This is a genomic window from Macromonas bipunctata (assembly GCF_002837135.1).
Classification (GTDB): domain Bacteria; phylum Pseudomonadota; class Gammaproteobacteria; order Burkholderiales; family Burkholderiaceae_C; genus Macromonas_A; species Macromonas_A bipunctata.
Window position 1 is genome coordinate 17,586 of record NZ_NWBQ01000058.1, and the last position, 20,601, is coordinate 38,186.

The window sequence follows — 20,601 nt, forward strand, 5'->3', positions numbered from 1 at the left end:
TCGATCCTCTGTCGGCCGCCCGTCAGCTGCCTCTTTTGAGTGACGGGCCTTTAGTGCAGCGCGTTCATGATCGGAAATGAAGGAAAACCATGAACCTGATCCAAATCCTTGAGCAAGAAGAAATTGCTCGCCTGAACAAAGAAATCCCCGCTTTTGCGCCCGGCGATACCGTGATCGTCAGCGTGAACGTGATCGAAGGCACCCGCAAGCGCGTGCAGGCTTACGAAGGCGTCGTGATTGCACGCCGCAACCGTGGCCTGAACTCCGGCTTCATCGTGCGCAAGATCTCCAACGGTGAAGGCGTGGAACGTACGTTCCCGCTGTACAGCCCGCTGATCGCCAAGATCGAAGTCAAGCGCCGTGGTGCCGTGCGCCGCGCCAAGCTGTACTACCTGCGCGAGCGCAGCGGCAAGTCGGCACGCATCAAGGAAAAGCTGGGCGCGTAATCCGCCCGCACGGGCCGCTTGCGGCCTGTTCCATAAAGAAGCCACGCGGTGCAGATTGCGTGGCTTTTTTGTTGTTGGTGGCCGCTGTTGCGAGGGATCAGGATCAGAGTTCTTCCACGCGCTTCGGAGGGTAGCTGTCCCAGCTCTGGCAACCCGGGCAGTGCCAGAAGTACTGGCGCGCCTCGAAGCCGCAGGCGGCGCAGCGGTAGCGCTTGAGCGGTTCTGCCGAGCGTTCCAGCGCGGCCTTGATGCGCTGTTCTTCTTCGAGGGTGCCAAAGTGGGCGCCGTTGAGCCACAGCGCCGCCATCACCAGCGACGGTTCGCGCTCCAGGTGTTGCAGGTAGAGCTGGCGGCCGACGTCAGGGTCGTCCTGCAGGCTGGCCAGCGCACGCGTCACGTCCAGCGCGTGGCCGTGCTGTTGCTGGTAGTGTTGCAGGCATTGCACCGCCGCCTCGGTCTGCTGGCACATGCGCGCCCATTGCCCCAGGCTGTGCGCCACCAGCGGCAGGTGCAGCGGGGCGTGCGTGGCCAGCTGCTGCAGCGCCTGCAGGCCGCCCTCGGTGTGGTGCAGCGACTGGCGCAGGTCGGCCAGCGCAATCCAGCCGCGCGCCGAGCCGGGGGTCTGCTGGGTCACGGTTTCCAGCAGCGCCAATGCCTGCGTGGTCTGGCCTTGCTTGCGCAGCTGTTCGGCCTGTTCGCAGCGGTAGTGCGCCAGCCGCAGCGCAAAGGAGCCGTTGCCGCTGTATTCCAGCAGGCTGGCCACTTCGGCGGCCTGTTCCCAGTCGCGCGAGCGTTCGTAGATGCCCAGCAGCGCCAGGCGCGCTTCGGCCTCGAAGCTGGTGCCTTCCAGCTGGCGCAGCGCGGCCTCGGCGCGGTCCAGCAGCCCGGCTTTCAGGAAGTCGCGTGCCAGCGCGTGCTGGGCCCGTTCGCGTTCGGTGTCGCTGAGGTCGCCGCGCTGCAGCAGGTGCTCGTGCACGCGCACCGCGCGGTCGTAGTCACCCCGGCGCCGGAACAGGTTGCCCAGCGCGAAGTGCAGCTCCGAGGTGTCGGGATCGTTCTGCACCGCCTCGATGAAGGCGTCAATGGCCTCGTCCTGGCGCTCGTTGAGCAGGTGGTTCAGGCCCCGGAAGTAGGCGCGCGGGGTCTGGCGGTTTTCCAGCCGCCACTGGCGCAGGTCAAAGCGCGACGCCAGCCAGCCCAGTGCAAAGCTCAGCGGCAGGCCCCACAGCAGCCAGGTGAAATCAAAGTCCATGGGCGGTGGACGTGGCGGGCACGCCAGTCGTGACGGAAGGGTCGATAGCGGGCAGGTCGGCTGCGGCGTGGCCGCTGGTTGCCACCGCTGCAGGCGGGCGTTTGGCACACAGCCACACCGGTACCATCACCAGCATGCCCAGTGCCGCGCCCAGCGCCAGCGTGGCCAGCAGCACCAGCACCAGCGGCGCCTGCCAGTGGGCGCCAAAGAACAGCTTGACCTGCACCGAACCCTGGTTGTTCAGGGCAAAGGCGAACAGGGTAAAAAAAACGGCTGCCTTGAGCAGCCAGGTGAGGTATTTCATGTTGGTGCCTCAATCATGGCGGCCATTGTAGCGGGCCACTGCGCCGTGGCGCTCAAGTGGCGTCCACCACCGCCCGCAGGATCTTGCCGGGCTTGAAGTGCGGCACCCACTTGGCGGGCACCGCCACCTGGGTGCCCAGGCGCGGGTTGCGGCCCTGGCGCGGCGGGCGCTTATGCACCGAGAAGCTGCCAAAGCCCCGGATCTCGATCCGGCGCCCCTCGGTCAGGCTCTGCGCCAGGTGGTCGAGCAGCAGCCGCACCGCCTGTTCGGTGTCGTCCGGATCCAGCTGCAGGTGTGCCAGGCGCAGGGCCAAGGCGGCCATCAGGTCGCTGCGTGTCATGGGTGGAAAAGGGTAGGGGCTACAAAGGGACAATTTTGCAACAAAAAAGCCCGATGCTGGCGCACCGGGCTTGGCGGCCTGTTCAGGCCTCAACGGTCAACCGACGGATCAGTTATTGCCGCTGTCGAGCTTGGCGCGCAGCAGGGCGCCCAGGCTGGTGGTGCCGGCGTTGCCAGCGTTCTGGCTCAGGCTGGCCATGGCTTCTTGCTGTTCGGCCATGTCCTTGGCCTTGATCGACAGCTGGATGTTGCGGGTCTTGCGGTCGATGTTGACCACCACGGCGGTCACTTCGTCGCCTTCTTTCAGCACGTTGCGCGCGTCTTCCACGCGGTCGCGGCTGATTTCGGAGGCGCGCAGGTAGCCCACGATGTCCTCGCCCAGGTCGATTTCAGCGCCCTTGGCATCCACGGTCTTGACCTTGCCGGTGACGGTCTGGCCCTTGTCGTTGATCGACACGAAGGTGGTGAACGGGTCGCTGTCGAGCTGCTTGATGCCCAGGCTGATGCGTTCGCGTTCCACGTCCACGGCCAGCACCAGGGCTTCGACTTCCTGGCCCTTTTTGTAGTTGCGCACGGCGGCTTCGCCGGTTTCGTTCCACGACAGGTCGGACAGGTGCACCAGGCCGTCGATGCCGGCGGCCAGACCCACGAACACACCGAAGTCGGTGATGGACTTGATCGGGCCCTTGACACGGTCGCCGCGCTTGGTGTTCTGCGCGAACTCTTGCCACGGGTTGGCCTTGCACTGCTTCATGCCCAGGCTGATGCGGCGCTTGTCTTCGTCGATCTCCAGCACCATGACTTCGACTTCGTCGCCCAGCGAGACGAGCTTGTTCGGGGCCACGTTCTTGTTGGTCCAGTCCATTTCGGACACGTGCACCAGACCTTCGATGCCGGGTTCCAGCTCAACAAACGCGCCGTAGTCGGCGATGTTGGTGACCTTGCCGAACATGCGGGTGCTCGACGGGTAGCGGCGGCTCACGCCCATCCACGGATCGTCGCCCATTTGCTTGAGGCCCAGCGAGACGCGTTGCTTCTCGGTGTCAAACTTGAGCACCTTGGCGGTGATTTCCTGGCCAGCCGCCACGACTTCGGACGGGTGACGCACGCGGCGCCATGCCATGTCGGTGATGTGCAGCAGGCCGTCGATGCCGCCCAGGTCCACGAACGCACCGTATTCGGTGATGTTTTTGACCACGCCGGAAACGATGGCGCCTTCGCGCAGGGTTTCCATCAGCTTGGCGCGCTCTTCGCCCATCGAGGCTTCGACCACAGCGCGGCGGCTCAGCACGACGTTGTTGCGCTTGCGGTCGAGCTTGATGACCTTGAACTCCATGGTCTTGTTTTCGTACGGAGTCAGGTCCTTGGTCGGACGGCTGTCCACCAGCGAGCCCGGCAGGAAGGCGCTGATGCCGTTGACCATGACCTTGAGGCCGCCCTTGACCTTGGCGCCGGTGGTACCGGTGACGAATTCGCCGGATTCCAGGGCTTTTTCCAGGCTCATCCACGAGGCCAGACGCTTGGCCTTGTCGCGCGACAGGATGGTGTCGCCGTAGCCGTTTTCCACCGCTTCCACGGCCACGGACACGAAGTCGCCCACTTGGACTTCGAGTTCGCCCTGGTCGTTCTTGAATTCGCTGATCGGCACGTAGGCTTCGGATTTCAGACCGGCGTTGACCACCACGTGGTTGTGCTCGACGCGCACGACTTCAGCGGTGATGACTTCGCCCGGGCGCATTTCAGCGCGTTGCAGCGATTCTTCGAACAGGGCGGCAAAAGATTCAGACATGTAGTTTCCTAGACCACGTACCCGACGGAACCGGGATGGGCACGCAGCGTGTGCAAAAGTGCTTGGTCTGGCGACCAAACGGGTTGAGGTTCAAAGAACCCGGTGACCGGCGGACGGCGGTGCGTCCGGCGCAGCCACAGGGGCCTGTGGGGTTACGCCCCGGCAAAAGGGCGTTGTGCCTGCCAGTGCGCCAACACCTGTTGTACCGAGGCTTCGATGCCGAGGTCGGAGTTGTCGAGCTGGAGGGCGTCTTGGGCGGCTTGCAGCGGCGCGTGCTGGCGCGAGGTATCGCGCGCGTCACGGGCCTGCAGGTCGGCCAAAAGGTCTATGAGTGTAGCAGTGCCACCCTGCGAAATCAATTGTTCATAGCGCCGTTGCGCGCGTTTTTCGGCACTGGCGGTCAAAAAGATTTTCAGCGGCGCGTCGGGGAAGATGACGGTGCCCATGTCGCGGCCATCGGCCACCAGCCCGGGCAGGCGTCGGAAGCTGTGCTGCAGTTGCAGCAGCGCCTGGCGCACTTCGGGCAGGACCGACACGCGCGAGGCGGCCATGCCTGCGGCTTCGCTGCGCACGGCGGTGGTCACGTCCTCGTCGGCCAGCCAGATGCGGCCCGCTGCAAAGCGTACCGGCAGGCCAGCGGCCAGTTCGCCCAGGCGTGTGGCCACGGCGGGGTCTTGCAGGCTGGCGGCGTCGGTGGTGATGCCAGCGCGTTCGGCGGCCAGCCCCACCAGGCGGTACAGCGCGCCCGAATCCAGCACGGCGTAGCCCAGTTGTTCCGCCACGCGGTGCGCCAGCGTGCCCTTGCCCGAGGCGGTGGGGCCATCAATGCACAACACCGGAATGTCGGCTGCGTTGGCCTGCACCACGCCAAACAGGGCTTCAAAGTAGTCGGGGAAGGTTTTGGCCACGCACTTGGGGTCTTCAATGCGCAGCGGCACCCGCGCCGGGTTGAACGCAGCCAGCGAGAAGCACATCGCCACGCGGTGGTCGTCGTAGGTGTGGATGCTGGCGGCGCGCCAGCCGTCGGTGGTAGGTGGCGTGACGCGGATGAAGTCGTGGCCTTCTTCCACGGTGGCTCCAAGTTTGCGCAGTTCGCAGGCCATGGCGGCGATGCGGTCGGTCTCCTTCACGCGCCAGCTGGCGATGTTGCGCAGCGTGGTGGTGCCTTGGGCGTACAGCGCCATCACGGCCAGCGTCATGGCCGCGTCGGGGATGTGGTTGCAATCGAGGTCGATGGCTTGGAGTGGCCACGCACCCCGGCGGATGTGCAGCGCGTTGGCGGAGCCGCTGATGTCGGCGCCCATGGCTTGTGCCGCTTCCACAAAACGGATGTCGCCCTGGATGGAGTCTAGCCCCACCCCTTGGATGGTGATGCCATCGGTGCCCGCACTGGCCGGTGCCAATGCTCCCAGTGCGATGAAGTAGCTGGCCGAGGAGGCATCGCCTTCGATGTGGATGCTGCCTGGTGAGGTGTAGCGGCTGCCTTGCGGGATGGTGAAGCGTTGCCAGCCGTCACGCTGCACCTGCACGCCAAACTGGGCCAGCAGCTTGAGCGTGATGTCGATGTAGGGTTTGGAGATCAGCTCGCCCACCACTTCCAGCGTGATGTCGCGCGTGGCCACCAGCGGCAAGGCCAGCAGCAACGCGGTCAGGAACTGGCTGGACACGTCACCGCGCACGCGGATGGGGGTGTCCAGCGCCAGTGCGGCGGGCTGGCCGTGGCCCACGCGCAGCGGCGGGTAGCCGTCCTGGCCTAGGTAGTCCACCGGGCAGCCAAGCTGGCGCAGTGCGTCCACCAGATCCCCAATCGGGCGCTCGTGCATGCGGGCAATGCCGCTGAGTTCAAACTGACCGCCCAGTTGCGTGGCCAGCAGGGCCAGCGCGGCGGTCAGGGGGCGCATGGCGGTGCCCGCGTTGCCCAGGAACAGCGCCGCCGAGCGCACGGGCAGCGCACCGCCCAGGCCGCGCACCTGCACGGTGTGTGCGCCCAGGTGTTCGATGCCGCAGCCCAGTTGCGCCAGCCCGGTGAGCATGACGCGGGTGTCGTCGGAATCGAGCAGGTCGTGTACTGTGGTTTCGCCTGCGCTCAGGGCCGCCAGCAGCAGCACGCGGTTGGAGATGCTCTTGGAGCCGGGCAGGGTCACGGTGCCACCCGCACTGCGCAGCGGTGGGAGATCAAGGAACGGAATGGCGTACATGGTCGGGCGTTTGGGCAAAGAGGGTGGGGCGGACACGGTGCGGGCGGCACACCGCATCCAGATTCAGGTGGAGGAGGGGACAGCGGGTGCGCCGGGTGTGTTGCTGCCGTTGCCGCCGCACAGTTGCCACTGCGCCCGCGCGGTGCTGGCCTGCGTGATGAGTTGTTGCAGCGCGCCGCCGTCGTTGGCGCGCAGCGTGTGTTCCAGCGCGTCCAGCGCCGTGCGGAAGTGCTGGGCTTGTGCCAGCACTTCGGTTTTGTTGGCCAGCAAAATGTCGCGCCAGATGCTGGGGTCGCTGGCAGCAATGCGGGTGAAATCGCGGAAACCCGGCCCGGCCAAGGCCAAAAACTCCGCCGCTTGCGGTTGGGCTTGGACAGCGTTCATGGCCGCAAACGCCAGCAGGTGCGGCAAGTGGCTGACGGTGGCGTAGGCTGCGTCGTGCGCTGCCGGGGTCATGTGCCGCACCCGACTGCCCAGGGCTTGCCATAACTCGGTGGCACGTTCCACTTGGGACGGGGCGGTTTCGGGCAGCGGGGTCAGAATGACTTGCCGGTCGCGGTACAGGCTGGCTTCGGCGTGGTCCACGCCCGCCCGTTCCTTGCCCGCAATCGGGTGGGCGGGCACAAAACCGGCCAGTTGCGCGGGGGTGGCCAGGGCGCGGCGCGCGGCGGCCACCACGTCGCTCTTGGTGGAGCCCACGTCCATCACCAGCGCCTGGGGGCCAAGTTGAGGCTGGATGGCCCGCAGCGTGGCTTCGGTGGCGGCCACGGGCACGGCCAGCAGCACCAGGTCGGCGCCCGATGCCGCCAGCGGTGCCGACGGCGCTTCGGCATCGATCACGCCCAGTTCCAGCGCCCGTTGCAGCGTGCGTGGCGACGGGCTGTAGCCCACCACACGGCGCACCAGACCGGCTTGTTTGAGCGCCAGCGCAAACGAGCCGCCCATCAGGCCGCAGCCGATCAGCCCGAGTTGTTCAAACATCTGCATCGGTGGGCCTGTTCAGTCGCACACTGGGTAGGTGCCCAGCACTTTGTAGAACGCGCACAGGCTTTGCAGCTCCTGCAGCGCCGCCGCTACCGGTGGTTGCGACGGGTGGCCCGCAATGTCGATGTAGAAGAAGTATTCCCACTGGCCAGACTTGGCCGGGCGCGACTCCAGCCGCGTCATCGACACGCCGTTGTGCTTCAGGGGCACCAGCAGGTCGTGTACCGCGCCGGGGCGGTTCGGCACCGACACCACTAGGCTGACGCAATCGCGCCCCGAGGCCGGTGGCGCGCCCAGCGTGCTGGGCAGGCACACCACGGCAAAGCGCGTGCGGTTGAAGGCTTCGTCCTGAATGGCGTGGGCCACCGTGTGCAAGCCGTACTGGCTGCCCGCGCGGCTGCTGGCAATGGCGGCCCAGTGGGGGTGCTCGGTGGCCAGGCGTGCGCCTTCGGCGTTGCTGGCGACCGCGTGCCGCTCCACGCCCGGCAGGTGGGTGTTGAGCCAGCCCTGGCATTGCGACAGCGCCTGCGGGTGCGCCACCACACAGTCGATGTGCTCCAGGCTGTTGGTCTGGCGCAGCAGGTGGTGGCGCACCAGCAGGCTGGTTTCGCCAATGATGTGCAGGGGCGAATGCAGCAGCAAGTCCAACGAGCGCGTCACCACACCTTCGGTGGAGTTTTCGACCGGTACCACGCCAAAATCGGCGCTGCCAGCGGCGGTGGCGTGGAACACTTCATCGATGTTGGCGCACAGTACCGGCGTGATGCTAGAGCCAAAATAGCCCAGCGCCGCTTCTTCGCTGAAGGTGCCCGCAGGGCCAAGGTAGGCGATGCGTTGGGGGGCCTCCAGCGCGCGGCAGGCCGACATCACTTCGCGCCAGATGTGGGCGATGCTGTTGGGCTTGAGCGGGCCGGGGTTGGCCTGTTGCAGTGTGGCAATCACCTGCGCTTCGCGTTCGGGGCGGAACACGGTCGAGCCCTCCACGCGCTTGACCTCACCCACCTCGTTGGCGTAGCTGGCGCGGCGGTTGAGCAGGGCCAGCAACTCTTGGTCGGTGGCGTCGATGAGTTGGCGGAGTTCGGCGAGGGTTTTCATGCTTGTTGCTCAAAGTCGCGCATATAGGCAATGAGGGCTTGCACGCCTTGCAGCGGCATGGCGTTGTACAGGCTGGCGCGCATGCCACCCACCGACTTGTGGCCCTTGAGCTGCAGCAGCCCGCGCGCCTTGGCCCCGGCCAAGAAAGCATCGTTGCGGCTGTCGTCGCGCAACAGGAACGGAATGTTCATGCGCGAGCGGCAATCCACGGCCACGCGGTTTTCGTACAGCTGGGACTGGTCGATGTAGTCGTACAGCAGTTGCGCCTTGGCGATGTTGCGCGCTTCCATGGCGGCCACGCCAGTCAAATCGCCTTCACGCTGTTGCTTGAGCCACTGGAAAATCAGGCCCGCGATGTAGATCGCGTAGGTGGGCGGTGTGTTGTACATCGACTGGTTGTTGTGGACCAGTTTGTAGTCGAACGCGCTGGGGCAAATCGGCAGTGCGTGGCCGATCAGGTCTTCGCGCACGATCACCAGTGTCACACCCGCCGGGCCAATGTTCTTCTGTGCGCCGCCAAAGGCCAGCCCAATGCGGCTCCAGTCCAGCGGGCGCGACAGCACGTTGGACGAGAAATCCACCACCAGCGGTGCGTCACAGCCCAGGGCTTTGAGATCGGGCAGCTCGTGAAATTCCACGCCGTGGATGGTCTCGTTGCTGCAGATGTGGACGTAGCTGGCATTGGCGCTCAGTTGCCAGCTGGCCGGGGCGGGCAGGGTGGTGAAGCCCGTGGCCTGGGCGCTGGCGGCCACGTGGGCGGTGCCGTAACGCTGCGCTTCCTTGGCCGATTTCTGGCTCCAGCCGCCGGTGACGACGAAATCCATGGGCTGCTGCGGGCCACGCCCCAGCAGGTTCAAGGGGATGATGGCGTTCTCGGCCAGCGCACCGCCCTGCATAAACAGGATCTTGAAGTGCGACGGCACCGCCAGCAGCTCGCGCAGGTCAGCTTCGGCTTGTTCGTAAATGGCAATGAATTCCTTGCCGCGGTGGCTCATCTCCATCACGCTCATGCCGCTGCCGTGCCAGTCCAGCATCTCGGCGGCGGCCTGTTGCAGCACGGCCTCGGGCATGATGGCCGGGCCAGCGGAAAAGTTGTAGGGGCGGTTCATGGTCTCAGGCTTGTGGGGGTGGAGGGTGCGGTCAGGCAGCGTCGGCGGTGCTGGCTGTTGCGTCCGAGGTCGGGGTGTCGTCGGCGCTGTCGATGGCGTCGGCGCCAGCGGCGTCGTTCTCGACGATGCGTTGCAGGCCGCTGAGTTGGGCACCTGCGTCCAGCGCGATCAGCGTCACGCCCTGGGTGGCGCGGCCCAGCTCGCGGATCTCGCTCACGCGGGTGCGCACCAGCACGCCGGTGTCGGTGATGAGCATGATCTCGTCGTCGGCGCGCACCAGCGTGGCGGCCACCACCTTGCCGTTGCGTTCGGATTGCTGGATGGCGATCATGCCCTTGGTGCCCCGGCCGTGTCGGGTGTGCTCGCCAATGGGGGTGCGCTTGCCGTAACCGTTTTCGGTCGCGGTCAGCACGCTCTGGGTCTCGTCCTCGGCCACCAGCATCGCAATCACGCTCTGGCCCTCTTCCAGGTTCATGCCGCGCACGCCACGCGCACTGCGGCCCATCGGGCGCACGTCGTTCTCGTCAAAGCGCACCGCCTTGCCGCCGTCGCTGAACAGCATCACGTCGTGCTGGCCGTCGGTCAGGGCCGCGCCAATCAGGTAGTCGCCTTCGTCCAGGTCCACCGCAATGATGCCCGCCTTGCGCGGGTTGCTGAACTCGTCCAGTGCCGTCTTCTTGACCGTGCCCATGCTGGTGGCCATGAACACGTAGCGGTCGCCGGGGAAGCTGCGCATCTCGCCGGTCAGGGCCAGCACCACGTTGATCTTCTCGCCTTCTTGCAGCGGGAACATGTTGACGATCGGGCGGCCCCGCGAACCGCGCGAGCCCGACGGCACCTCCCACACCTTGAGCCAGTACAGGCGGCCCCGGTTGCTGAAGCACAGGATGTAGTCGTGCGTGTTGGCAATGAAGAGCTGGTCGATCCAGTCGTCTTCCTTGGTGGCAGTGGCCAGCTTGCCGCGCCCGCCGCGCTTTTGCGCCCGGTACTCGCTCAAGGGCTGGCTCTTGATGTAGCCGCTGTGGCTCAGCGTGACCACCATGTCGGTGGGCGTGATCAGGTCTTCGGTGCTCAGGTCTTGCGCGCTGTGCTCGATCAGGCTGCGGCGCGCGCCGGCCTTGGTGTGGCCAAATTCGGTTTGAATGGCGGTCAACTCATCGCCAATGATGGCCGACACGCGCTGTGGCTTGGCCAAAATGTCGAGCAGGTCGTCGATCTCGGCCACCACACCCTTGTATTCGGCAATGATCTTGTCCTGCTCCAGCCCAGTCAGGCGTTGCAGGCGCATCTGCAAAATTTCCTGCGCCTGGGTTTCACTCAGGCGGTACAGGCCGTCGGCGTGCATGCCAAAGTCGCGCTCCAGCGCCTCGGGGCGGTAGTCGTCGGCGTTGACCACGCCGCCATCGGCGCGGGTGCGGGTCAGCATCTGGCGCACCAGCGTGCTGTCCCAGCGGCGCGCCATCAGCTCGGTCTTGGCCACCGGCGGGGTCGGGCTTTCGCGGATGATGCGGATGAAGTCGTCCACATTGGCCAGCGCCACCGCCAGGCCTTCGAGCACATGGCCGCGGTCGCGCGCCTTGCGCAGGTTGAACACGGTGCGCCGCGTCACCACCTCGCGGCGGTGCTGCAAAAAGACGTCAATCAGGTCCTTCAGGTTGCACAGGCGCGGCTGGCCGTCGATCAGCGCCACCATGTTGATGCCGAAGGTGTCTTGCAGCTGCGTCTGCTTGTACAGGTTGTTCAGCACCACCTCGGGCACTTCGCCGCGCTTGAGCTCGATCACCACCCGCATGCCGTCCTTGTCGGACTCGTCCTGGATGTGGCTGATGCCCTCGATCTTCTTTTCCTGCACCAGTTCGGCAATGCGCTCCAGCAGCGTCTTCTTGTTGACCTGGTAGGGAATCTCATCGACGATGATGGCTTGGCGCTGGCCCCGGTCGATGTCCTCGAAATGGCATTTGGCGCGCATCACCACGCGGCCCCGGCCCGTGCGGTAGCCGTCGCGCACGCCATTGATGCCGTAGATGATGCCGGCGGTCGGGAAGTCGGGCGCCGGGATGATCTCCATCAGCTCGTCGATGGAGGCTTCGGGGTTGTGCAGCAGGTGCAGGCAGGCGTTGACCACCTCGTTGAGGTTGTGCGGCGGAATGTTGGTGGCCATGCCCACCGCAATGCCCGCCGAGCCGTTGACCAGCAGATTGGGCAGCCGCGTGGGCAGTACCAGCGGCTCGGATTCGGAGCCGTCGTAGTTGGGGCCGAAGTCCACCGTTTCCTTGTCGATGTCGGCCAGCGTCTCGTGCGCAATCTTGCTCAGCCGGATCTCGGTGTAACGCATGGCGGCGGCGCTGTCGCCATCGACCGAACCGAAGTTGCCCTGGCCGTCCACCAGCATGTGGCGCAGCGAGAAGTCCTGCGCCATGCGCACGATGGTGTCGTACACCGCCGAATCGCCGTGCGGGTGGTACTTACCGATCACGTCACCGACGATACGGGCCGATTTCTTGTACGGGCGGTTCCAGTCGTTGTTGAGCTCGTGCATGGCGTACAGCACGCGCCGGTGTACGGGCTTCAAGCCGTCGCGCGCGTCGGGCAGCGCCCGGCCCACAATCACGCTCATCGCGTAGTCCAGGTAGCTGCGGCGCATTTCCTCTTCGAGGCTGATGGGCAGGGTTTCTTTGGCGAAGGAGGTCATGGGCACACTGGACAAAACAAATAACCGCACATTTTAAGTCCGCCGTGGCGTGGTCGGGCCACGGGTCGGGGATTCGCTGGCGCGTGGGCATGTGTGGTGGGGGTACAACGCTTATTTGCGGCTGGCGGGTCAAATCGGTATCCTGTGCCGGGCCTGTGACGGGGGTTGCGATGCCCTTATGGCAGAATAGCCATACCGCTTGAGGTGGTGGATCATTTCAGGCGTACTCTTTTTATGCAGCAGGTGCTGCGCCTTTACCAAGAGGAAACCAATGAAAAAACTGAACAAAATTGCAATGCTGTTTGCAACCGTCGCCCTGGCCACCGCCGCTGGCGCGCAAACCGTGGACAACTGGCGCAATGGCACCGGCGAGCTGGTGTGGAAGGCCGGCGCCGACAACCTGTGCTGGCGCGACGCCAACTGGACCCCCGCCACCGCCGTGCAAGGCTGTGACGGTGCCATCGTGGCCCAAGCTCCGCAAGCTCCGGCTGTAGCCGTGGCCCCGGCTCCGGCCGCTGCACCCGCTCCGGCACCGGCTCCTGTGGCCGCTCCGGTGGTCGCCGCTTCCAAGGTGACCTACGCTGCCGACGCCTTCTTTGACTTCGACAAGGCCGTGCTCAAGGCCGAAGGCAAAGCCAAGCTCGACGACGTGATCGCCAAGGTCAAGGGCATCAACCTGGAAGTCATCGTGGCCGTGGGTCACACCGACTCCGTAGGCAAGGACGCCTACAACCAGAAGCTGTCGGTCAAGCGCGCTGAAGCCGTGAAGGCTTACCTGGTGTCCAACGGCATCGAAGCCAACCGCGTCTACACCGAGGGCAAGGGCGAAGCCCAGCCGGTGGCCGACAACAAGTCCGCCGCTGGCCGTGCCAAGAACCGCCGCGTGGAAATCGAAGTGGTGGGCACCCGCACCAACTGATCGTTCCATCTGACGACCGCAAAAAAACCGCGCCTGGCGCGGTTTTTTGTTGCCCCCGCCATAATGCACACCTATGGACCACACCACCCCACAGAACGTCGATCCGGCCGAACTGGCCAAATTCTCTGAGCTGGCCCACCGCTGGTGGGACACCGAAAGCGAGTTCCGCCCGCTGCACCAGATCAACCCGCTGCGCCTGGGTTGGATCCAGCAGCAAGTGCCCCTGGCCGGGCGGCGCGTGCTGGACGTAGGCTGTGGTGGCGGCATTCTGGCCGACGCCATGGCGCGCCAGGGCGCGCAGGTGCTGGGCATCGACCTGGCCACCAAGTCGCTGAAGGTGGCGCAGCTGCACGCGCTGGAGGCCGAGACGCCCAATGTGCAGTACCGCGAGGTCAGCGCCGAGGCTCTGGCCGCCGAGCAGCCGGGCCAGTTTGATGTGGTGACGTGTATGGAAATGCTGGAGCACGTGCCCGATCCGGCCTCCATCGTGCGGGCGTGCGCCACGCTGGTCAAACCGGACGGCTGGGTGTTTTTCTCCACGCTCAACCGCAACCCCAAGTCGTTCCTGTTTGCGATTGTGGGGGCCGAGTACGTGCTCAACCTGTTGCCCAAGGGCACGCACGAGTACGCCAAATTCATCAAACCCAGCGAGCTGGCGGGCTACTGCCGTCAGGCGGGGTTGGATGTGCAGGCCAGCAAAGGCATGGAATACAACCCATTGACGCGCCGTTACTGGCTCAGCAACGATACCAGCGTCAACTACGCGTTGGCCACGCGAAAGGCTGCCGCATGAGCCGCTTTGCCCACATTCAGGCGGTGCTGTTCGATTTGGACGGCACGCTCATCGACAGTGCGCCCGATTTGGGCTTTGCCGCTGACGTGATGCGGGTGGCGCGTGGCCTGCCATCGTTGCCGTTAGAGCATTACCGCTCGATGGCTGGGGCCGGTGCCCGAGGCATGATTCAGGTGGCGTTTGGGCATGGCCCCGATCACCCCGAATTTGAGGCCTTGCGCGAGGAATTTCTCAACAACTACGCGGCCTGCATGGCCCAGCGCACCACCGTGTTCGACGAAGTGGATGCCTTGTTGCAGACGCTGGAGCAACGTGGCTTGCCCTGGGGCGTGGTGACGAACAAGTGGGAACGCTTTGCCCTGCCGCTGACGGCGGGGATGCCGTTGTTCCGGCGCGCCGCCACCATTGTGGGTGGCGACACGACCCCGCACGCCAAGCCGCACCCTGAGCCGCTGTTCGAGGCTGCGCGCCGCATCGGCCTGCCGCCCGAGGTGTGCCTGTACGTGGGCGACGATGAGCGCGACATTGTGGCCGGGCGTGCTGCGGGTATGCCCACCGTGGCCGCGCGCTACGGCTACCTGGGCGCCAGCAGCGACGTGACGCACTGGAACGCCGATGCGGTGATAGAAAATCCGCTGCAGCTCTTGAATTTTCTGGAATTGGCGTAAACTATGCCGTTACAGGGGCTGCATTGGTTTCGACGTGGGTTCGGGCACGCAGCAGGGCATGTCGAGGTTCTGTCACCTCGTAAAACCGCAGAAAAAAACTAACTGCAAACGACGAACGTTTCGCACTCGCCGCTTAATCCGGTGAGCCTTGCAACAGTTGGCCGATGGGCTGGGCAAGGGCGGTCGTAAGACCGTCCAGGCTGCAAGGGAAATTACATGGGCTGGTCATCAGGCGGGCAACTTGCCGGGTGACGAGATTCAAGGTTGCTGGCCGGGTGCGTAGCGTGTCGCTGCGCGACGCACCGGGCAAGATCCAAACCAGACGACTACACATGTAGAACTGCGCGAAGAAGGCTTGCGGACGGGGGTTCAAATCCCCCCAGCTCCACCAGCACATCTGACAAAGGCCGTTAGGGACGTATTCCTAGCGGCCTTTTTCTTTGGCTGAATAGTTTTTGAAAAAGTGAGGCGTTTACCAGCGGCTGGCCCAGCGTTGCAGCCGGGGGCGCAGCGGCAGGACGGCGCGGTAGGCGGCTTCCAAGGCCCATGACAGGGGCGGCCACGCAAAGCACCAGCCCAGCACGCGCCAGCCGGGCAGGGCGCGCCACAGCCGCGCAAAGGCGGCGCCGCCGCTGAGCAGTTGGCCTTTGCTGTTGTCGCGCACGTGGAAGCGGCGCATGGCGGCTTCGCACGACAGGTCTGCGCCCAGCGTGGCGGTGCTGGCGCTCACGTCTACCCACTCCAGCGGGGCCGTTGCGGCTTGGCGGCGGTAGAGGGCGATCTCGCGTCGGCACAGCGGGCAGCTGCCGTCGTAGTAGATGGTGAGGGTGGGGGCTGGCATCGGCGGTGGCTCCAGGGTGGTGGGCAGGAGGGGGTCAGGCGCTGGCGAAGCGCCGGTACAGCGCGCGCACCACGGTGCCGATGAGGGGCAGCTTCATGTACAGCTCCTCGGTGGTGTCCCAGTAGTCGCGGTGGTAGCGCACCTTGCCATCGGCATCGAACTTGAGGTGCGAGCTGCCGTGCAACACGTGGGGTTGTGGTTTGCCTTTGAACTGGAAGTGGAATTCCCACACCAGCATGGCGCCGTTGGCATCGGCCACGTGTTCGGTGACGCGGAAGCCGGGGCGATCGACCTGCGTGAACATGTGGCTGAAGATGCGCTGGATGGCGGCCAGGCCTTGCACCTCGTTGAAGGGGTCCTTGAAGTAGGCATCGGCGCTGTAGAAGTCGGCAAAGCGCGCGACGCTGGCCGGGGCGAAGCTGTTGTAGAACTGGATCAGGCCGTCGAGGTGGGGCATGGTGCTAGCCACCCGTGAGGCGGCGGACAAGGGGAAAGTACCAGCGGTAGGGCAGCAGGGCCATGAACTTGAGCCAGCCGCTGAAGCGGCGGGGAAAGTGGATCTCGAACCGGCCTGAGCCCAAGCCGTTGGCAATGGCGCGCGCGGCCTGTTCGGGGGTTTGCAGCGCGGGCATGGCAAAGTCGTTCTGTGCCGTGAGCGGTGTGGCTACAAAGCCGGGGTTGATGGCCCACACGCCCACGCCACGCGGGCTGAGGTCGAAGTGCAGCACTTCGGCCAGGTGGATGAGCGCGGCCTTGCCCGGCCCGTAGCACAGCGCCTTGGGCAGGCCCCGGTAACCTGCTACGCTGGCCACGAAGGCGATGCCGCCGCCGGGCGGCAGGTCGTGCCGCACGCAGGCCAGCAGCCGCAGCGCACCGTGGAAATTTGCATCCAGCACGCGTTCGGCGGTGGCGAGGTTGAAGGTGTCGGCGCGCATGGGCACGTAGTCGCCCGCCAAACAGAGGCGCTTGCCGCGCCAGTCGGTGATTGTGGGGTTGAGCGCCACGGCCGCAGCTCCTCAATCCCGCTTGACCCAGATTGAGCGGGAAGCCTCGGGGTTCAGCCCGAGGTNNNNTGCTTGGTGGTAAACTGCCTTGCGTTGCGACAACAGTTCCAAATTCTTCTTTTGCCATTAGGCAGTTGGAACCGAGCACAGAAATGTCCGGTAATTCGCCGTCCCGCATGGGAGTCCGAGAGGTAGGCGCTTTGCTGAATGAGTCAGCGCAAGCTGATGCGGTCGGGCATGGCCGTCCTGTAGAGGGAATCCCTGCCATTAATGGCGGGGAGGATGTCAAGAAGGTGAGGGTGACTTCGCCCAGCCGGATGCCCCATTTGGACATGTAGGAGCGGTTGAGCATGACCTTGTTGTCCATCAGGAACATCCAATCGTCGAAATCGACGTGGTACACCTTACCGTTGACGGGCAAGGCCAGCACGTAGCGCCAGCGCAGCGCGTTGCCCGCCACTTCGCCCAGGGCCTCGCCCACCACGTCGTCGGCGGTGCCCCGGAAGGTACCGTCGGGCTGCTTGACCAGTGTCCAGACCCGGCGCGACGTGGTGCCGTCCGACCATTCGAAGTGTTCGTCCAGCACGCCGGTGTCGCCCGTCCAGTGGGCGTGGATGACGACACGGAAGCGTTTTTGCACGTCGCCGGTGCGACCTTGGAACATGCCCCAGGCATCCAAGGTGCCGTTGAGGTAGCTCTGGAGTTGCAGTTCGGGTTGGGCCGCGCGGTATTGTTCCACGCCGGTGGAGCTGCATGCGCTCAGGCCCAACGCCACGGCGGCAGCGGCCAGCAGTTGTTTGGGGTTACGCACGGTGGTGCTCCAGTTGGAATTGCACCACGTCGATGGTGCCCGCCAGAAAGCCCGCTTCGCAGTAGCCCAGGTACAGCCGCCACAGGCGGCGGAAGGTGTCGTCAAACCCCAAAGCGTGGATGGCGGGCCATTGGGCTTCGAAGTTGTGCCGCCATTGGGCCAGGGTGTGGGCGTAGTCGGTGCCAAAGGCGAATTCATCTTGCACGCGCAGGCCTTGGCGTGCCGCTGCGGCCCGGAAGGCTGGCCTCGAAGGCAACATACCGCCGGGGAAGATGTATTGCTGGATGAAATCGGTGCCGCGCCGGTAGCTGTCAAACAGGTCGTCGCGGATGGTGATGCTTTGCACCACGGCCTTGCCGCCCGACCGCAACGCAGCCGCCACGCTCTGAAAGTAGGTGGGCCAGAAGCGTTCGCCCACGGCCTCGAACATTTCGATGGAGACCACGTGGTCGAATCGTTCTTGGTTGTCGCGGTAGTCTTGCAGGCGCAGGTTGGCCTGCGGCACGCGCTGCTGGGCCCAAGCCAGTTGCGCGGGCGACAGTGTCAGGCCGGTGACGTGCAGGCCGTCGGCCACCGCCAGTTCGGCAAAACCGCCCCAGCCGCAGCCGATTTCCAGCACGCGCTGGCCCGGCTGCGCTTGCAGGCGTTGCAGGATGCGGCGGTATTTGGCGTGCTGCGCACACTCCAGCGGTGTGGTGGCCGGATCGTGGTCGCCATACAGGGCCGCCGAATAGCTCATGCTGGGGTCGAGCCAGAGGCGGTAGAAGTCGTTGCCCAAATCGTAGTGGGCCATGATGTTGCGTTTGCTGCCCGTTTTGCTGTTGCGGTGCAGCCAATGCCGTACCCGCGCCAGCAGCAGCCGGTGCCAAGCACCGTACACCAGCGGCTTGAGCGCGGCGTGGTTGCGCGCCAGCAGTGTGAGCAGGCCGGTGATGTCGGTGCAGTCCCAGTGACCGTCCAGGTAAGACTCGGCCAGACCGATGTCGCCGCGCGCCAGCACCATGCCGAACATGGCTTCGTCGTGGACATGCAGGCTCACACCGTGTTCACCGTCGCCCAACACGGTGTTGGAGCCATCGGGCAGGCGAATTTCGAGCCGACCTCCCGTCAGTGCGGCAAGCAGGTCAAACACCAGCCGGGTGTCGCGCCGAGTGGGTGCGGTGCTGGTACGCAGGGTCAGGGTGGAGTTCATGGCGTGGGAGGCGGATGGGATGGAGTGGGGTCTGTGCCGTGAAAGGGCACGCCCTTGGCCCAGAGCTTGAGGGCTTGCCAGTGGATGCGCCAGAACACGCCCGCCGTGAGCAGCGGCATGCGCAGCAGCGCGCCCAGCAGCGCACGGGGAGTCCAGGCTTGTGCCCGGCCCGAGATGGCGGTCAGCAGCAGTTCGCCTTGGTGGTCGTCGTAGTCGATGCGGGCCACGGCCAGATCACCGTGCTGGCGGAAGCGAAAGCGGTAGCCCCCTTCCACCACGTTGAAGGGCGAGACGTGGAAGGTCTTGTCGGCCCGCAGTTCCTCGCCGTTGGGCAGTGGCGCGCCGTTGTGGTGTAACAAGTAGTGGTGGTGGCCGCCAAAGGTGTTGTTGACTTCGGCCAGCACGGCGACCAGTGCGCCGTTGCGGTCATAGCAATACCAGAAGCTGACCGGGTTGAACACGAAGCCGCCCACGCGCGGAAAGGTCTGCAGCACGATCTCGCCATCGGCGGGCAGGCCGTGGGTGTGCAGGAGGTGTTCGATCCACGGTAGCAAGGGGCTGCCGTCGCGCGCGCCGTGGTCTTTCTGGTGCAGGCTGAGCAGGTTCCAGCGGTCGACCGAAAAGACGCGGTTCTGGCACGCCGCCAGGCGGCGCAGTGGCAGTTGCACGTAGAACACCGGGTACACAAACGCATTGACCACCGGGCGCAGCCGCCGGTGCATGACCCGGCCCAGCAGCAGTTGCGGTGTGGCGTGCATGGCGTGTGGGCTTCTCAGACGGGGGCTTGCCAGGGGGCGCGCACGCCCAGGCCGTTGGCCACGCGCAGCGCCGACTTGAGGCCGTCCTCGTGAAAGCCGTAACCGCCCCACGCTCCGGCCAGCCAGATGCCGTGGGTGCCTTGCACCGAGGCCAGTTGCGCCTGTGCGGCAATGGCCGCTTCGTCAAACACGGGGTGGGCGTAATCGAATTCGGCCAGCACATGGGCTGGGTCGGGCTCGCGCGCTGGGTTGAGCGTGACGACCACCGGGGTCTGGAACGGCAGCGGTTGCAGCTTGTTGATGAGGTAGGACACGCCGACCGGCTGCTGGCCCGCATCGCCCGCCCCGGCAAAGTAGTTCCACGCCGACCACAGCGCGCGGCGGCGCGGCAGCAGCGCGGGGTCGGTGTGCAGCACGGCGCGGTTGGGCTGGTAGCGGATGGCGCCCAGCACCTGGCGCTGGCCGGAGCTGGCGCTGTCGCCCAGGATGGCCAGGGCCTGGTCGCTGTGGCAGGCCATCACCACCTCATCAAAACGCTCGCGCCCCTGGGCGTGCGTCACGTACAGGCCGTCCACCTTGCGTTCCACCTGGCGTACCGGGCAGGCTAGGCGGATGTCGCGCAGCTGGGCCGCGATCTGGCGCACGTAGGCGCGCCCGCCGCCTTGCACGGTGCGCCACAGCGGGCGGTCAAACACCTGCAGCAGGCCGTGGTTGTGGCAAAAGCGGATGAAGGTGGCCAGCGGCATGGCGCGCATCTGGCCGGTGGGGCACGACCAGATGGCCGCCGCCATGGGCAGCAGGTACCAGTCGGCAAAGGCGCGGCTGTAGCGTCCGGCGTCCAGAAAGTCCTGCAGGCTGCGTTCGCTGTCGGGGTTGCGGGCCAGCCAGGCGGTGCTTTCGCGGTTGAAGCGCAGGATGTCGGACAGCATGCGCCAGAAAGCCGGGCGCAGCAGGTTGCGCTTCTGGCCAAACACCGTGCCCAGGGTGCTGCCCGCCCATTCCAGGTCGGGCTGCTGCAGGCTGACGGCAAACGACATCTCGGTCTGGACGCTGGCCACGCCCAGGTGCTGGAACAGCGCGATCAGGTTGGGGTAGGTCTTGTCGTTGAAGACCAGGAAGCCGGTATCGACCGGGTGCGTGCGGCCTTCCAGCGTCACATCGACCGTGTTGGTGTGGCCGCCCAGGTAGCTGCCGGCCTCGAACAGGGTCACGTCGTGCTGGCGGCCCAGCAGCCAGGCGCTGGCCAGGCCGGAGATGCCCGCGCCCACGACGGCGATGCGGTGTCTGGGTTGCATGGAGGTAGGAAAGGATGGTTGTTTTGTACTGGACAAATTGGATCTTTGTTCGTAATATAGCCCTCAAAAATCGAGTTGTCAACGACTCGCGCAAGGTTTGTACTGGACAAAA

The 20,601-nt window shown here is 65.4% G+C and carries 19 protein-coding genes, 1 other RNA gene and 1 pseudogene; 5 read left to right on the plus strand and 16 right to left on the minus strand.

Going from position 1 to position 20,601, the window contains the following annotated elements; translation table 11 throughout:
- Positions 1 to 89 precede the first annotated feature (89 nt).
- On the plus strand, positions 90 to 446 hold the full coding sequence (gene rplS, locus CON76_RS09120; protein ID WP_101103048.1) for a 50S ribosomal protein L19: 357 nt from the start codon (positions 90 to 92) through the stop codon (positions 444 to 446).
- Between the two features lie 103 nt (positions 447 to 549).
- Here the strand turns inward: rplS and lapB are convergent, their stop codons facing one another.
- The 9 genes from lapB to gyrA all read right to left on the minus strand — a co-directional run bounded on the left by lapB (position 550) and on the right by gyrA (position 12,208).
- Complete coding sequence (gene lapB, locus CON76_RS09125) at positions 550 to 1,698, minus strand: lipopolysaccharide assembly protein LapB (RefSeq protein WP_101103049.1); 1,149 nt, start codon at positions 1,696 to 1,698, stop codon at positions 550 to 552.
- Positions 1,688 to 2,002, minus strand: a complete 315-nt coding sequence (locus tag CON76_RS09130; RefSeq protein ID WP_101103050.1) for a lipopolysaccharide assembly protein LapA domain-containing protein — start codon at positions 2,000 to 2,002, stop codon at positions 1,688 to 1,690. Before CON76_RS09130 ends, lapB begins: the two co-directional genes overlap by 11 nt.
- Positions 2,003 to 2,054: 52 nt before the next feature.
- Positions 2,055 to 2,342 (minus strand): integration host factor subunit beta, encoded by a 288-nt coding sequence (locus CON76_RS09135; RefSeq protein WP_101103051.1) that lies wholly within the window; start codon positions 2,340 to 2,342, stop codon positions 2,055 to 2,057.
- 108 nt (positions 2,343 to 2,450) lie between these two features.
- Positions 2,451 to 4,130, minus strand: a complete 1,680-nt coding sequence (gene rpsA, locus CON76_RS09140; RefSeq protein WP_101103052.1) for a 30S ribosomal protein S1 — start codon at positions 4,128 to 4,130, stop codon at positions 2,451 to 2,453.
- 152 nt (positions 4,131 to 4,282) lie between these two features.
- Positions 4,283 to 6,328, minus strand: a complete 2,046-nt coding sequence (locus tag CON76_RS09145) for a bifunctional 3-phosphoshikimate 1-carboxyvinyltransferase/cytidylate kinase (RefSeq protein ID WP_101103053.1) — start codon at positions 6,326 to 6,328, stop codon at positions 4,283 to 4,285.
- 63 nt (positions 6,329 to 6,391) lie between these two features.
- Positions 6,392 to 7,309, minus strand: coding sequence for a prephenate dehydrogenase (locus CON76_RS09150; RefSeq protein WP_101103127.1), 918 nt, complete (start codon positions 7,307 to 7,309; stop codon positions 6,392 to 6,394).
- 18 nt (positions 7,310 to 7,327) lie between these two features.
- The gene (gene pheA / locus CON76_RS09155) at positions 7,328 to 8,407 is read right to left on the minus strand and encodes a prephenate dehydratase (RefSeq protein ID WP_101103054.1); all 1,080 of its coding nucleotides are present in this window, start codon (positions 8,405 to 8,407) and stop codon (positions 7,328 to 7,330) included.
- Positions 8,404 to 9,516, minus strand: coding sequence for a 3-phosphoserine/phosphohydroxythreonine transaminase (gene serC / locus CON76_RS09160; protein WP_101103055.1), 1,113 nt, complete (start codon positions 9,514 to 9,516; stop codon positions 8,404 to 8,406). The genes pheA and serC overlap by 4 nt, the downstream gene beginning before the upstream one ends.
- Before the next feature lie 31 nt (positions 9,517 to 9,547).
- Complete coding sequence (gene gyrA, locus CON76_RS09165; RefSeq protein WP_101103056.1) at positions 9,548 to 12,208, minus strand: DNA gyrase subunit A; 2,661 nt, start codon at positions 12,206 to 12,208, stop codon at positions 9,548 to 9,550.
- A gap of 271 nt (positions 12,209 to 12,479) precedes the next feature.
- Between gyrA and ompA the strand changes: the two genes are divergently transcribed.
- The 4 genes from ompA (at position 12,480) to ssrA (ending at position 14,979) form a co-directional block, all read left to right on the plus strand.
- On the plus strand, positions 12,480 to 13,127 hold the full coding sequence (gene ompA / locus CON76_RS09170; protein WP_101103057.1) for an outer membrane protein OmpA: 648 nt from the start codon (positions 12,480 to 12,482) through the stop codon (positions 13,125 to 13,127).
- Between the two features lie 73 nt (positions 13,128 to 13,200).
- Positions 13,201 to 13,920: a bifunctional 2-polyprenyl-6-hydroxyphenol methylase/3-demethylubiquinol 3-O-methyltransferase UbiG gene (gene ubiG, locus CON76_RS09175; protein ID WP_101103058.1), complete on the plus strand. Its 720-nt coding sequence runs from the start codon at positions 13,201 to 13,203 to the stop codon at positions 13,918 to 13,920.
- Positions 13,917 to 14,588, plus strand: a complete 672-nt coding sequence (gene gph / locus CON76_RS09180) for a phosphoglycolate phosphatase (RefSeq protein WP_101103059.1) — start codon at positions 13,917 to 13,919, stop codon at positions 14,586 to 14,588. Before ubiG ends, gph begins: the two co-directional genes overlap by 4 nt.
- Positions 14,589 to 14,602: 14 nt before the next feature.
- Positions 14,603 to 14,979, plus strand: a transfer-messenger RNA (tmRNA) gene (ssrA, locus tag CON76_RS09185).
- Between the two features lie 81 nt (positions 14,980 to 15,060).
- On the opposite strand, the gene CON76_RS09190 is transcribed toward ssrA, so the two are convergent.
- From CON76_RS09190 to CON76_RS09220, 7 genes and pseudogenes are all read right to left on the minus strand, one after another.
- Positions 15,061 to 15,429: a thiol-disulfide oxidoreductase DCC family protein gene (locus CON76_RS09190; protein ID WP_101103060.1), complete on the minus strand. Its 369-nt coding sequence runs from the start codon at positions 15,427 to 15,429 to the stop codon at positions 15,061 to 15,063.
- 34 nt (positions 15,430 to 15,463) lie between these two features.
- Positions 15,464 to 15,886 carry a nuclear transport factor 2 family protein gene (locus tag CON76_RS09195; protein WP_101103061.1) on the minus strand — a complete coding sequence of 141 codons (423 nt, stop codon included), beginning with the start codon at positions 15,884 to 15,886 and terminating at the stop codon, positions 15,464 to 15,466.
- A gap of 4 nt (positions 15,887 to 15,890) precedes the next feature.
- On the minus strand, positions 15,891 to 16,433 hold the full coding sequence (locus CON76_RS09200; protein ID WP_240592821.1) for an SDR family NAD(P)-dependent oxidoreductase: 543 nt from the start codon (positions 16,431 to 16,433) through the stop codon (positions 15,891 to 15,893).
- 301 nt (positions 16,434 to 16,734) lie between these two features.
- Positions 16,735 to 17,244, minus strand: a pseudogene (locus tag CON76_RS09205) (DUF3833 domain-containing protein); the annotation flags it as partial.
- Positions 17,237 to 18,436, minus strand: coding sequence for an SAM-dependent methyltransferase (locus tag CON76_RS09210; protein WP_101103062.1), 1,200 nt, complete (start codon positions 18,434 to 18,436; stop codon positions 17,237 to 17,239). The pseudogene CON76_RS09205 and the gene CON76_RS09210, both read right to left, overlap by 8 nt.
- On the minus strand, positions 18,433 to 19,194 hold the full coding sequence (locus CON76_RS09215) for a DUF1365 domain-containing protein (protein WP_101103063.1): 762 nt from the start codon (positions 19,192 to 19,194) through the stop codon (positions 18,433 to 18,435). Before CON76_RS09215 ends, CON76_RS09210 begins: the two co-directional genes overlap by 4 nt.
- Before the next feature lie 14 nt (positions 19,195 to 19,208).
- Complete coding sequence (locus CON76_RS09220; RefSeq protein WP_101103064.1) at positions 19,209 to 20,489, minus strand: NAD(P)/FAD-dependent oxidoreductase; 1,281 nt, start codon at positions 20,487 to 20,489, stop codon at positions 19,209 to 19,211.
- Between the last annotated feature and the right edge of the window lie 112 nt (positions 20,490 to 20,601).